Origin of the sequence: Gordonia sp. McavH-238-E, assembly GCF_022348225.1 — a bacterium.
Lineage (GTDB): Bacteria > Actinomycetota > Actinomycetes > Mycobacteriales > Mycobacteriaceae > Gordonia > Gordonia terrae.
In genome coordinates, this window is record NZ_JAKRFE010000006.1 from 202,517 (window position 1) to 215,790 (window position 13,274).

Here is a 13,274-nt window from a genome sequence, read left to right on the forward strand (position 1 = left end):
CATATCGGCGGCGGTTCCTACTGTGGTGGCATGGCTACTTCCAGCACGGGCGCGGGTACCGACATCGTCGTCTGTTCTCCGCTGCGTACCCCGGTCGGACGCATGGGTGGCGCACTGTCGACGATCCCGGTCACCCGGCTGGCCACCGACCTCCTTCGCGAACTCACGGCACGCACCGGGCTCGGGGAGGGCGATGTCGACGACGTGATCCTCGGGCAGGGCTACCCCAACGGGGAGTCGCCTGCGCTCGGCCGGATCGCGGCGCTGGATGCCGGACTCGGTGTCGGCGTACCGGGAATGCAGGTCGACCGGCGCTGCGGTTCCGGCCTGCAGGCGATCCTGACCGGTGCCGCCGCCGTCGCGGCCGGTGGCGCCCGCCTGGTCGTCGCCGGTGGTGCCGAGTCGATGTCGACCGTCGAGCATTACGCGCTCGGCCTCCGGTCGGGAATCAGGCAGGGCGGCGTCGAACTCCGCGATCGCCTCGACCGCGGGCGTCTGACCGCGGGCGGCGAGTCACACCCGGTTCCGGGCGGGATGATCGAGACCGCCGAGAATCTCCGGGCGCGATACGGCATCTCGCGGATCGAGCAGGACGAGTTCGCGGCCCGCTCCCACGAACGGGCGATCGCGGCGCACGACAGCGGCCGCTTCGCCGACGAACTGGTGCCCGTCACCATCCCCGGCCGCCGCGGCCGCCCCGACACCATCGTCGATCGTGACGAGCACCCGCGCGCCGACGCCACCGTCGAATCGCTTGCGGCTCTGCGTCCCTTGCGACTTAAGGTCGACGCTGACTCGACGGTCACGGCCGGAAACGCATCCGGGCAGAACGACGGCGCGGCCATGGCCGTGGTCACCACGCGCGCCGAGGCCGAGCGCCGCGGGCTCGAACCCCTTCTGGCGCTGCGTTCCTGGGCGGTCACCGGCTGCGAGCCCGAGGTCATGGGCATCGGCCCGGTCGGGGCCACCGCCGCCGCCCTCGACCGCGCCGGCCTCACGCTGGACGAGATCGACCTCATCGAACTCAACGAAGCCTTTGCCGCCCAGGTGCTCGCCTGCCTGGCGGAGTGGAAGATCGACCCGACCGACGAACGGCTCAACCCCAACGGGTCCGGTATCTCGCTGGGTCATCCCATCGGAGCCACCGGCGCCCGCATCCTCGCTACGGCGGCGTACGAAGCGCGCCGCCGCGACTGTCGGTACGTCCTGGAGACGATGTGCATCGGCGGCGGACAGGGACTCGCCGCGATCTTCGAGGCGACCCGATGAGCGCGCAGGTCCACGCCGTCGTCACGGGTCGTCCCGACGGGCCGGCCGTCGTACTGTCCAACTCGCTGGGGTCGACACATCGGATGTGGGACGCCCAGATCGCCGCGCTCGAGGAGCGATTCCGCGTCGTGCGCTACGACACCCGCGGGCACGGAGATTCGCCTGTGCCACCGGGTCCGTACTCGATCGACGAACTGGCCGACGACGTGATCGGGCTTCTCGATCGCCTCGACATCGAACGCGCGCGCCTCGTCGGGCTCTCGCTCGGCGGGATGACCATGATGCGCGTCGCCGCACGGAATCCCGAACGTGTGAACCGGTTGGCCCTGCTGTGCACCGCCGCGTACCTGCCGCCGGCACAGGGCTGGACCGACCGTGCCGCGCTGGTGCGCGCCGACGGCACCTCGGCGGTCGCCGCGGCCGTGGTCCAGCGGTGGTTCACCCCCGGATACCTCGCCGCGAACACCGAAGCGCAACAGGGGTACGAGGCCATGGTCGCCGCCACCCCCACCGAGGGATACGCGGCCTGCTGCGAGGCGATCGCCGCGATGGATCAGCGGGCCGAGCTGTCGTCGATCATCGCGCCCACACTGGCGATCGCCGGCGCCGACGACCCGGCCACCCCACCGGATCTGTTGCGCGACATCGTCGATGCCGTGCCGCACGGCCGTCTGCTGGTGGTCCCGGACTCGGCCCACCTCGCCAACGCCGAACAACCCGGCACCATCACACCCGCACTTCTCGAGCACCTGGAGCAACAATGAGCACTCGCGACAGTGCCGCCACGACGACGGTCGTCGACCGTCCCGGCGGCCCGATCAAACTCGCGGCGTCGGCGGCCGAGGCGGTCGCCGACATCCCCGACGGCGCGAGTATCGCGGTCGGCGGCTTCGGGCTGGCCGGCATCCCAGGATTTCTCATCGACGCACTCCTCGAGCAGGGCGCCGCGAACCTGACCATCGTCTCCAACAACTGCGGAGCCGACGGCGCGGGCCTGGGGCTGCTGCTGGAGGCCCGTCGCATCGACCGGGTGGTCGCGTCCTACATCGGCGAGAACAAGGAATTCGGTCGCCAGTTCCTGTCCGGCGAGGTCACCGTCGAACTCACCCCGCAGGGGACATTGGCTGAACGCATGCGGGCCGGCGGAAGCGGGATCGGGGCGTTCTTCACCCCCACCGGCGTCGGCACGCTCGTCGCCGAGGGCGGGCTGCCCTGGCGCTACCACTCCGACGGCACCATCGCGGAGGCGTCGCCGCCCAAGGAGGTTCGGACCTTCCACGGTCGGGAGATGGTCCTCGAGGAGTCGATCGTCACCGACTACGCACTCATCCGGGCAGCGGTCGTCGACACCGATGGCAATTGCCGGTTCCACGCCGCCGCACGCAATTTCAACCCGCCGGCGGCGATGGCCGGGCGCGTCACGATCGTCGAGGCGGAGAAGGTGGTCGAGGTCGGCGACCTCGGACCCGACGAGATCCATCTGCCCGGCATCTTCGTGCAGCGGATCGTCGAGCTCGCCCCGGAGCAGGTCGCGCGCAAGGGGATCGAGAAGCGCACGGTCCGTGAACGTCCCACCGCATCGCCGTCAGCCTAGGAGTGTCGACATGACCTGGACCCGTACCGAGATGGCCGCCCGCGCTGCCCGCGAACTCACCCCCGGTGACTACGTCAACCTGGGAATCGGGCTGCCCACCATGATTCCCGACCTCATGCCCGGCAACTCCGGTGTCCACCTGCACGCCGAGAACGGCATCCTCGGGGTCGGACCGTTTCCCTACGACGACGAGGTCGACCCCGACCTCATCAACGCCGGCAAGCAGACCGTGTCGGTGCTGCCCGGGGCGTCGTACTTCGATTCGGCCACGAGTTTCGCGATGATCCGCGGCGGCCACGTCGACGTCGCGGTCCTCGGCGGCATGCAGGTCGCGATGAACGGCGATCTGGCCAACTGGATGGTGCCGGGTGCGCTCGTCAAGGGCATCGGTGGCGCCATGGACCTCGTCAACGGCGCAGGCCGGGTCATCGTGCTCATGGACCACGTCACCAAGAAGGGTGAGCCCAAGCTGCTCGAGGGCTGCGCGCTCCCGCTGACCGGTCGCGGCGTGGTGAGTCGCGTGATCACCGACCTCGGTGTGTTCGACATCGCCGGAACGGGATTCGACGTCGTCGAGTTCGCCCCGGGTGTCGACGTGGGGTTCGTCGAGGACAGGACCGGCGCGCCGGTCACCGACCGCACCGTGGCGTACGTGACGGCCGGGACGTAGATCGCCTGCAGGTACAGACGCACGGTCAACGGAATTCGACGCACAGTCGACGGTTGAATCCGCCACGGAACTTGGTGCACGGTCGACGGAATCTGATGCACGGTCGACGGAATTTGACGCACGGTCGACGGAATCTGATGCACGGTCGACGGTTTCGGACGCACGGTCGAAGTCACCGGCGCGTGGCGGCCAACTCGGCGCGGGACCGGACGCCGAGCTTCGCGTAGATCCGGGTCAAGGTGGTACTGCACCCGTCTTCGGTGCGCGGACGGGCGCGATGACCGCGTCAGCGGCCGGCCCTTGCCCTTGCACGAAGCCGCGTCGTGCTTCGTGTGTGTCGCCAGTCGCGCCGAGACGGCGACCCCGTGGGTAGCCCCCCACGGCTGGAACCGCAGCTCGGACAGTGCCGGACGGTCTCGCGGTATCGCAATTCAGCGGGTGCGGAACCGACGGCCCTCGCCGTAGTCGGTTGCGGCCTCGCGAGCCGGGACCGACTAGAACGTGAGGCGCCACATGCTTGACCACTGGTGTGACCCAAGTTATAGTGAGATGATACGATTCAAAACCCGGGCGCACGGGTCTTCGACTGCCGAAACGCCATTCAGGTCGTCTGTTGACACGGGCGAAAGGCCCTCACGGTGCTGAGTGCTCGTGGTCTCGGCCCGTGGATTGGCGCTCCGGGCCGGATCTGACTGCCTGCGATCGCAGAATTCGTGACTCCGGATAAATGTAGACAACCCGTCTTGATAACTGTGGTGCGTCGGTCGAATGACTGTCGTGTCGAGTCCATAGTGGAGAGGTCGAATTCATGCCGAGCAGTGCGTCAAAGCCGAGTCCCGGGCTCACCGCGGACGATAGGGCCGAGATCTCGGACCTGATTGCCGGCTACGGTGTTTTTCAGGACCGCCGCGAGTTCTACCGTCTGGCTGAGGTGTTCACCGACGACGTGGTGTTCGAGTACCCGGTTGGCGCGCTCAACGGGTTGCGCGAGTTCCGGGCGTTTCTCGACAAGGCCCTGTTTCTCGACAAGGGTTCGGACGGCTGGACCGCGGCCCAGCACATGATGCACACCACTTTGGTCGAGGAAGATGGGGACGAAGCGTCCGGGTTCATCCATGTCACGGCTCACCACGCCGTCGGGTCGCTGCCCGCACGGCCGGAGCAGGTGTACACGATCACCGGGACCTATCGCGATCAATACGTCCGCACGGGGGCGGGCTGGCGGATCAGCCACCGTCTCTTCACGCCCATCACGATTGTCGGCGACCGAGCCGCCCTGGGCATGGCGTATTGACCCGTTCCAATCGTCCCGGCCTGTGCGTCAACAGGTTCACCGAATGCGGACGACGTTCTGCGCGAGGGTCTCTGCCGCCGATAACAGAGCAAGTGAGAGGCGTCCGATTCGGCGTCATGGAAATCCGAAATGGAGCGCAAGCGAAGGACAATGACTCGAGGCACGGTCGCGGTGTTCGGCGTCAGTGGCCGGCAAGGTCAGGCGCAGGTTCGACGGCTCGTAGCCGAAGGCCACCGGGTCCGGGCTGTGACCCGCACCCCAGGTCTGTTCACTGATCTAGAAGGTGTCGAGGTCCGTCCGGCTGACTATGCCACCAGGCCTCTCTCGAGGAGGTGCTGACGGGGTCTCCGCAGCGTTCTATCAGGCGCCGATGGACGCCCCGACCGGCGTCCCGCGCTACGACATGATGTTGCGAGTGTACGAGGTCCTGGCTGCGCGATCGGTCCCGATGACTGTCCTCTGTCCGACGATCTTCATGAATATCTGACCATCGGGGATGGCGGTGTGAGTCGCGACGACTAGGGCAGCTGGCTTGAGCAGTACTACGAGTCAACATGTCCGACCCGAGGCGGCACCGCCACCGGCTGATCCAAGCAACGGAAGGCAGTTCTGCTCCGCTGGGTCAATCCGCGGTATTCGAATCAATAGATTTGTGGCCCAGGAAGGACTGTGTACTAATCGTAAGGAGAAGACGTTGTTGAAGTTGGTTCTACTGCTGATGCAGTAGACCCGGAATGTCGCTCGACGAGTTCAAGGCCTACTGTGAGTCGCACCATGCCCCTCTCGCCGTCAGTGTCATGCCCCTGGCGCACCGATACTTTCGTCGCTACCTCGAGGCGGCCAGTGAGGAAACGGGGAGCCCCCATACGATGTGTTGACCGAAGTATGGTTCAAGAGTCGTGCTGATTACGATCAGACCATGTCGGATCTGGTTACATCTGGCGCAGCCGATCGGCTACGCGAAGATGAGGCGAAGTTGTTCCTGGATGTCCACTCTCAGGTGATTGTGGTCGAGGAGACCGAAAGCGACTGCACGGTGAAGCAGGATTTAGATCTCTGACGGTGAGTGATCCGACAGGCTGCGCACGGTCATGGCGGGTCAGAGTCGACGCCATACCAGGACGGGCGGCTGCGATTCTGCCGATCCGCTCCGGGCCTTTCGCCGCCTTGGTCCTCGGCGCCGGTGTCCGCCACCTACCGCGCCGCAAATCAACCCGCCTCAAGGGGGCGCGAACATCCTGCAACACCTGGAAGAGTGTGGGTGGCAGGCGGTAAAGAGCGGCCATCCCGTTGATGTTCGACCCGGTGCGTTCGTCAGATCGGCCCGAGCAAGTCCGCCTCGCCCAGCCATCGAGCCGCGTCACGCAAACTGGTCTCGACGACTTCCGGGGTATCGCCATACGGAGTGATCTCAACCCATGTGACCCCCATTTTCTCCAGCTGCTCGGTCTCTGCGACCAGCCGACCCGGATCGCGCAGCCAATCGGTGCGCCCTCGCACCAGGCAGACGTCCGGCGTGCCAGAACGTCGTGCCTTACGCCACTCCTCGTGGTAACTGGCGATGGCTTCCTGCAGCGTGCTCATGGTGAGTCCGGTGGTACCCGCTTTGTCCGCCCACTTGTCGGCGACCTCCAAAGGCGCCCATCCGTCGAACGACCGCGCCGCAGTTGCGCGCGCGCCAGTCGAGTTTCCGCCGCGCCACATGAGGGGTTGCGAACGCCCCGCGAAGGCGGGGAACATGGTGTTGCCCTCGGCGCGCCAGTCCTGATGGTCAGCGTGGACCGGCTCGCCACTCCACGCTGAACGCATTGCGGCGATCACGTCGTCGGAGTGCCGACCACGCCCCCCGAAGCGGGCTCCGAGCGCTTCGAACTCTGCCCGGTTGTAGCCGACCCCGACCGCGATGATCACTCGGCCGGCACTGATCTCGTCGAGGGTTGCGAGCATATGCGCGGCGAGATACGGGTTGCGGTAGCCCGCGACAAGGAGGCTGAAGTGCAGCCGAATGCGTTCGGTGCGGGCTGCGAGGTAGGCGAGCAGTGTGAATGGGTCGTATGCGTGGTGGCTGACAGACCCGCCGCCCACGACGGGGAACGGGTGATCGGTTGCTGAGATCGCGTGGAAGCCGCATTCCTCGACAAATGCCGCATAACGGGCCTGGGAGGCTATATCCGTACCGGCGCGCGCGCCCGGGTAGGGCAGGGATACCGAGAACCGCATGACGACCTCCTCATGTACAAGCTGCCGCGCCGGATCGTGATCGATGACGTCACTCGCAACGCGTCCGGAAAGATCCTCAAGCACACGGTGCGCACGATGTTGCGGTAGTCGGTGCGGTCACAGAGCCCCACCCGCGTCGACCATGTGAGTGATCCCGGTAACCGCACGACCGGATGGGCAGACGAGGTACAGGACTGCGGCCGAGATGTCGTCGACATCCGTCAACGGAATCGGTAGAGCATTCAATTGACTTGCAGCGGCGATGAAGTCATCTTTTGTGGGGTTGGGGAGCTCGGGCCGGAAGAGTCGATAAGTCGGATCATTGAGGACCATGTCGGTTGCCACCGTGGTCGGGTGGATCGTATTCACCCTGATGTTCTCCGGGGCGAGTTCTTTGGCCAGTACGTGCATCAAACCAACGAGCCCGGCTTTCGCGGCCGCGTAGTGGGCGATGTTCGGGTTACTGTGCATCGCCGCCAGCGAGCTCGTGATGACAACCGAGCCGCCGCGGCCCCCGGCCCGAACGTGCGGAACGGCAGCCTTGATCGTCTTCCAGACTCCGGTCAAGTTGATGTCGATCATCTCCGACCATGCCTGTTCGGTCATGTCGAGGGTAGGAGCAGGAGCAGAGATCCCGGCATTGGCAAGCACGATGTCGATGCGGCCGAAAGCATCGACGCCTCGCTCTGCAGCCTGGTGCAAGGCGTCTAAGTCGCGAACGTCGGCCTCGGCTGCGATGATTCTCCGGTCCAACGCCTCGACCTCCCGCACGGTCTGAGCCATGTCATCCGCGGTGGCGGTCGGGTACGGAGCGTTGGTCACCTGCTCGGCGATGTCGACGGCGATGATGTCCGCCCCCTGCCTGGCGAGATGGATGGCATGATTCCGTCCCTGCCCGCGGGCAGCACCCGTGATGTAAGCGACCATTCCGTCAAGTTGTCCCATTGTGTAGCCTTTCTCGATTTCGCTTTTATGTTGTGGACGTCGTCCGCACAGCGTGGTTGTCAGCCGGCCAACGCTCCAATCTTCGATCCGTACTCCAAAACATCACGAATGAAGCGCAGCGCCGGGGCATTCAAGCTGTTGCCGAGCCCGATTCGCCGAATCCTATGGCGAGAGGGCGTCACCAACGTGGGGACGCCACGGTGGTGCGCGTTTCGGGATTGAAGGGTTCACACCAAGGGCGGACTATAGGCACGGGACAAGTGAGACTCACTGTCGGGAAAGTGTCAGTGCTGAATAGCGGCTCCCGAAACGAGTAGTCCATCCACGTTGCCGAGCCCCCATCTTTCGAGGACTTCACGGGTGTCAGCACCGGGTGTTGAAGGGGTCGACTGGACGGCGCCCGGCGTCCGACTGAAGCGTGGTGCCGGCGCCGGCTGCTGAATCCCATTGACGTCGACGAAAGTTCGTCGCTCGACCATATGCGGGTGGGTTGGTGCTTCCTTCAGACTCAGGACCGGGGAGACGCATGCGTCGGTTCCCTCGAAGTGTTCGGCCCAGTCGTCTCGGGTTCGCGTCCCGAATACGTCGGCGATCTTGGCGCGAAGAGCGGGCCAGGATTCGGGCGATGTGCGGTCCATCTCGGCGGGATCGAGACCGAGTCCACGGACGAAGTCAGCGTAGAACTTCGGTTCGATGGGACCGACCGCGACGTGCTTGTCGTCCGACGTCTTGTATACGTCGTACCAGGGTCGCCCTGAGTCCAATTCGTTCGAGCCGCGTTCGTCCTGCCACATCCCTGCAGCCATCATTCCGTGGAAGACAGCTGACATGTTTGCGGCGCCGTCGATAATGGCCGCGTCGACGACCTGACCCTGCCCTGACCTAGCGGCCTCAAAGATAGCTGCCAATACCCCGACGACCAAATACAGTGAGCCGCCGCCGAAGTCGCCAACCAGGTTCAATGGGATCGCGGGGTCCTCGTCTGCCCGGCCCATCGCGTGGAGCGCCCCTGTGAGGGCGAGATAGGAGATATCGTGGCCGGCGCTCTGGGCAAGCGGGCCGGTTTGGCCCCAGCCCGTCATCCGACCGTAAACCAGTTTGGGGTTCCGTTCGAGGCAACGATCCGGGCCCAACCCAAGGCGCTCGGTCACTCCGGGACGGAATCCTTCGATGAGAACATCGGCCTTTTCGACCATCGAAAGGACCACGTCGACACCCTCATCGGTTCGCAGGTTCAGCACGACTGACTCGCGGCTACGGCGAAGGGCGTCGAGATGAGGTGGCACCACCCCGGAAGCGTCACCGGGACGATCTACGCGGATCACCTCGGCGCCGAGGTCAGCCAGAATCATGGCCGCAAATGGACCTGGCCCGATGCCGGCCAACTCGATCACCCTCAGCCCTTTCAGCGGGCCCCTTCTCGTGTCGCTCATCTGAACTCCTGTGGTCCGACTCGCCGCCGAGCCCTCATGTTGACGAACATGCCTCAGTGCCGGGCTTGCGTCAGAGGACTGATCAACCATGGGCGGAACCGCCAAAATGGCGCTGGTCGACCTGAAGCTAACAGTCTCCATCGGCAGTGTCTACCGCTCGTCGTCCATGTACCGCGCCACAGGGGGACGCGAACGATCGTTCTGCAGGAACACGAAACCGGCACTTCAGGACCCAGGGCCGCCGATAATCGATGTGAACGAGATTCTTGACGTGCAGGCGGCCGACCTTTAATATGAGACGAAAGAACTCTTAATCGCTAACGGGCCGCTGACGCTTGAGGGCGTGCGGGACTCACGAGAGGCGGTCCGATGCGAACCACCCGCAAGCCGATCGGCGTATTGAGTACGAGGTCAAGGCCTTCGTATCCGGGCACAGTGGCTCACGAAGAGTGTTGTCTTCCGGACGCCAAGTTCGACGTCGCGACACGGAACCGACGCCGTGAGGGCCTCGGGCATCTGCCCGTTCGTGAGTTCCGGTCACTTCGGACGCTACGGCCTCGTCAACCAGCAAGAAGCTCAGGGGTCGGTCTGGCCGCGGAACGCACGCGGTGATCACGTTCAGAATCAGGGAGAGTGAATAGCATGGGATATCCCATTCCGAATGACACGCGGCTAAAAGGCCCGTTTCAACCGATGCGGTTCGAAGCGACCGTCGAAGAGTGCATTGTCTCCGAGGGCGAGATTCCGAGAGAACTGACGGGAGGCTTCTACCGCACCGGTCCGACGTGGAAGCGGCCCACCAAGCAGGGAACGAACGGGCTGCTGTCCATCGACGGCATGGTTCAGGGCATCACTTTCGAGAACGGCCGCGCGGACTTCCGGAACCGATGGATCCGGACACCGAAATACGTGCTCGAAGCGAAGCACGGACGGGGGATGTTCAGTTGGACCGATGGGAAGTGGGACGACTGGCGGACCTTCGGTCTCGGGGATGTGGAGCGGGACCGGTTCACCACCGGAATCCCGCAGGGTACCAACAACGTCAACATCTTTCCATTCGCGGGCAAGATGATCGCAACGGCGGACTCGTTGGGCTCCCCGATCGCCATCGATCCGATGACTCTGGAAACAGAGGGCATCGTGACGTGGTCTCCGCAGTTGTCGGCGGGTATCCATGAGAAGGCCGCCTTCGGCGATTCTGGTTTCACCGCGCACCCGAAGTGGGATCACGAGACGGGTACTTTGTACGGTCTCGCGTATCGGGACACCAAGCCCTACGTCACGATGCACTATGTTCACGTCGACGGGACCGTCGAGTCGCGCGACATCTGGGACGCCCCCTACAACACTGTCGCGCACGACGTCTGGTTGACGCCTGAGCACGTGGTCGTACCGTTCCAGCCTTTCCTGATCGATAAGGCGCGTATCGCGGCCGAGACCGGCGTCTACGCCTGGGAGCCCGACCGCCCGATCATCCTCGGGCTCGTGTCGCGGACAGATATCAATGCCGACATCCGTTGGGTGACCATGGATATCGATCCGCAATACGTCATGCACACGATGTCAGCGAACATCGTCGGAGATCAACTGACCCTGGACGCGCCGATCTTCAACCGCCCGCCGTTCCCGTTCGAGCAGGATTTTGCTGACGGGGACGATGTTGCGTTGTTCTTCAGTATCGCCAAGAGCCAGCTGGGACGATGGACGGTCGATCTGAGTTCGGGAGCGTCCAAATCGGAGATGCTGTCCGATCGCCCCTCCGAGCTACCCAAGGTCGACGAACGGTTCTATGGTAAGGGGTACCGCTGGGGATACCAGGTAGGTGGCGTCAACAAGCGGGCCGGGATGTCGATGAACAGTCTGGTCGTCACCAACATGGACACCCTGTCGGATCAGGAATACGTGATTCGCACCGATCAGCCCGCGGCCGTTCTCGAAGCAACCTTCGCGCCGCGGCACAAGGACTCGCCTGAGGGCGATGGTTTCATCATCGTGCCGGTGTCGTGGTGGGCGGAGAACCGGGGTGAGTACCTGATCTTCGACACTGACGACATCACCGTCGGGCCCGTGGCGCGCATCGAGCTGCCGTTCCGGCTGGGCTGGACCGCGCACGGACACTGGATGGACTTCCGGTAGTTCAGACAGCCGTAGGAGTCAAGGGCGCGGGTCTCTACGGAGGTCCGCGCCCTTTCTCGCAACTCGCTGGGGTCGACGGCTCAGACGCGGAATATCAGTCCGTTACGATTGCTATGAGAACGATAGTCTCAATTTCATCTGCCGTGTGAGACACGTGCATTGACCTGGGTGGAGCAACTTGTGAGTGACCTCGAGTATTCGGTCGACGGGGCAGTGGCCACGATAATGCTGAACCGACCTGCCAAGAAGAACGCCTTCACGCTGGAGATGGTCGACGATTGGGCGGACGCACTCGAACGAGCCGGCGCAGACGAGTCGATTCGGGTAGTGGTGCTCACCGGGGCTGGCAACGCATTCTGCTCAGGCGTGGACCTCGACGCCTTCAAGGGTGAAGAGCGCGGCCCGCTGCAGGAGAAGCAACTACTCACAGATCGCGTGCATCGGGTCGCACGTGCCATGGATCGGCTGTCGAAGCCCGTCGTCGCGGCAGTGAACGGTGTGGCGGTAGGAGCGGGCATGGACATGTCACTGATGTGTGACATTCGCATCGCCGGCCGGTCAGCGCGCTTCTCCGAGGGATATATAAGGGTCGGTCTCGTGCCGGGAGACGGTGGTTGCTACTACCTGCCCCGAATCGTTGGAGTGGCCAACGCGCTGCAGCTCTTGTGGACTGGGGAATTCGTCGACGCAGACCGCGCACTGGCCCTCGGGTTGGTGAGCCAGGTGACCGAAGATGACCAGTTGATGGAAGCGACTTATACACTGGCCCAAACGATTGCGAACCGTGCCCCGATCGCAGTGGAGACGATCAAGCGCTCTGTCTATCAAGGCCTCGACCAGTCGCTGGACAGTGCCCTCGACGCGATTTCCTCCCACCAGGCGGTGGTGTTGTCAACCGACGACTCAGCGGAGGCATTCGCTGCGTTTCGGGAACGGCGTGATCCCGTCTTCCGGCGTCGGTGACTCTGGAGGTCATCGATCACCACAGCTGTGTTCAGCCACGCCGGTTGCAGTGTCCTTCCCACTGGGGAGCGCTCGACCGGCGTCGAATTAATGACGATTGGACGTTCTGAGTACTGTGAGCAATTTTCCCGAACAAGTCGATCCGGCTTTTGTCGCTCCGTCAACCGAAGACTGGAACACATGGCTCAGCTGGGCAACCAACGTGCCTGCGTCGCTTGCGATGGGTCTGGTGTGTGTCTCGACCGGCCTTTCGCGAACAGTGATGACCATGGCTGAATCGGCCTGGCCGCTCAACCCGAACGGATCTGTTCACGGCGGGCTGGTTGCGGCGGCTGCAGACCAGGTCGGGGGGGTCGCTGCAGTTGCCGCTTGTGGTGAAGGCGCTTTTCCCGCCACAGCTACGTTGACTGCCCACTACCTGCGCCCGGCTCTCCCGGGTTTGACCTTCGAAGGCAAGCTCATTCGCAGAGGCAAGCGAATACTCTTCATCGATATCGATGTCACGGACCGACACGGCGCCCTGTGCACCAAGTTCAGCGGCACGTGGAGTGTGAATGGCGGGACGCCAAAGTAAGCGGCCGAAAGTAGTACGCCGACCAGCATTCTCGCAATCTTCGACGACGCATGGCGGCGACTGCCAGCAGCGGTCTGACCTTGCCGCGCGAAGACACCCCGCCGGCTCGGTGACCTCGAATTGAACCGTCCCGGGCGGGGGTGTGTGCGCCGACTGTGGCCGATCGGGCATGCACG

General features: G+C 64.3%; 14 protein-coding genes. 11 read left to right on the forward strand and 3 right to left on the reverse strand.

Annotated elements, in window-relative coordinates:
- Nucleotides 1-30: 30 nt before the first annotated feature.
- The 8 genes from MHN80_RS10810 to MHN80_RS10835 all read left to right on the forward strand — a co-directional run bounded on the left by MHN80_RS10810 (nucleotide 31) and on the right by MHN80_RS10835 (nucleotide 5,887).
- Nucleotides 31-1,269, forward strand: a complete 1,239-nt coding sequence (locus MHN80_RS10810; protein WP_239401493.1) for an acetyl-CoA C-acetyltransferase — start codon at nucleotides 31-33, stop codon at nucleotides 1,267-1,269.
- A complete protein-coding gene (gene pcaD, locus MHN80_RS10815) occupies nucleotides 1,266-2,033 on the forward strand; it encodes a 3-oxoadipate enol-lactonase (protein ID WP_239401495.1) in 768 nt (255 codons plus the stop codon). Before MHN80_RS10810 ends, pcaD begins: the two co-directional genes overlap by 4 nt.
- The gene (locus MHN80_RS10820; RefSeq protein WP_239401497.1) at nucleotides 2,030-2,863 is read left to right on the forward strand and encodes a CoA transferase subunit A; all 834 of its coding nucleotides are present in this window, start codon (nucleotides 2,030-2,032) and stop codon (nucleotides 2,861-2,863) included. Before pcaD ends, MHN80_RS10820 begins: the two co-directional genes overlap by 4 nt.
- A 10-nt stretch (nucleotides 2,864-2,873) precedes the next feature.
- Nucleotides 2,874-3,533: a 3-oxoacid CoA-transferase subunit B gene (locus tag MHN80_RS10825; protein WP_239401499.1), complete on the forward strand. Its 660-nt coding sequence runs from the start codon at nucleotides 2,874-2,876 to the stop codon at nucleotides 3,531-3,533.
- Nucleotides 3,534-4,341: 808 nt separating this feature from the next.
- Nucleotides 4,342-4,827 carry a nuclear transport factor 2 family protein gene (locus MHN80_RS10830; protein ID WP_239401501.1) on the forward strand — a complete coding sequence of 162 codons (486 nt, stop codon included), beginning with the start codon at nucleotides 4,342-4,344 and terminating at the stop codon, nucleotides 4,825-4,827.
- Nucleotides 4,828-4,977: 150 nt separating this feature from the next.
- A complete protein-coding gene (locus tag MHN80_RS25900) occupies nucleotides 4,978-5,166 on the forward strand; it encodes an NmrA family NAD(P)-binding protein (RefSeq protein WP_374206340.1) in 189 nt (62 codons plus the stop codon).
- Between the two features lie 395 nt (nucleotides 5,167-5,561).
- A complete protein-coding gene (locus tag MHN80_RS25905; protein WP_374206336.1) occupies nucleotides 5,562-5,705 on the forward strand; it encodes an EthD domain-containing protein in 144 nt (47 codons plus the stop codon).
- A 41-nt stretch (nucleotides 5,706-5,746) separates the two neighbouring features.
- Nucleotides 5,747-5,887, forward strand: a complete 141-nt coding sequence (locus MHN80_RS10835) for a hypothetical protein (RefSeq protein ID WP_239401503.1) — start codon at nucleotides 5,747-5,749, stop codon at nucleotides 5,885-5,887.
- Nucleotides 5,888-6,141: 254 nt separating this feature from the next.
- Here MHN80_RS10835 and MHN80_RS10840 read toward each other — a convergent pair whose 3' ends face one another.
- The 3 genes from MHN80_RS10840 to MHN80_RS10850 all read right to left on the reverse strand — a co-directional run bounded on the left by MHN80_RS10840 (nucleotide 6,142) and on the right by MHN80_RS10850 (nucleotide 9,425).
- A complete protein-coding gene (locus tag MHN80_RS10840) occupies nucleotides 6,142-7,047 on the reverse strand; it encodes a TIGR03619 family F420-dependent LLM class oxidoreductase (protein ID WP_239401505.1) in 906 nt (301 codons plus the stop codon).
- A gap of 117 nt (nucleotides 7,048-7,164) precedes the next feature.
- Nucleotides 7,165-7,992: a mycofactocin-coupled SDR family oxidoreductase gene (locus tag MHN80_RS10845; protein WP_239401507.1), complete on the reverse strand. Its 828-nt coding sequence runs from the start codon at nucleotides 7,990-7,992 to the stop codon at nucleotides 7,165-7,167.
- 284 nt (nucleotides 7,993-8,276) lie between these two features.
- Nucleotides 8,277-9,425 (reverse strand): CaiB/BaiF CoA-transferase family protein, encoded by a 1,149-nt coding sequence (locus MHN80_RS10850; protein ID WP_239401508.1) that lies wholly within the window; start codon nucleotides 9,423-9,425, stop codon nucleotides 8,277-8,279.
- A gap of 693 nt (nucleotides 9,426-10,118) precedes the next feature.
- Here MHN80_RS10850 and MHN80_RS10855 point away from each other — a divergent pair.
- The 3 genes from MHN80_RS10855 (at nucleotide 10,119) to MHN80_RS10865 (ending at nucleotide 13,098) form a co-directional block, all read left to right on the forward strand.
- A complete protein-coding gene (locus MHN80_RS10855) occupies nucleotides 10,119-11,561 on the forward strand; it encodes a carotenoid oxygenase family protein (RefSeq protein WP_239401510.1) in 1,443 nt (480 codons plus the stop codon).
- A 180-nt stretch (nucleotides 11,562-11,741) separates the two neighbouring features.
- Nucleotides 11,742-12,524 carry an enoyl-CoA hydratase/isomerase family protein gene (locus tag MHN80_RS10860; protein ID WP_239401512.1) on the forward strand — a complete coding sequence of 261 codons (783 nt, stop codon included), beginning with the start codon at nucleotides 11,742-11,744 and terminating at the stop codon, nucleotides 12,522-12,524.
- A 115-nt stretch (nucleotides 12,525-12,639) separates the two neighbouring features.
- Nucleotides 12,640-13,098, forward strand: a complete 459-nt coding sequence (locus MHN80_RS10865) for a PaaI family thioesterase (RefSeq protein WP_239401514.1) — start codon at nucleotides 12,640-12,642, stop codon at nucleotides 13,096-13,098.
- Nucleotides 13,099-13,274 lie beyond the last annotated feature (176 nt).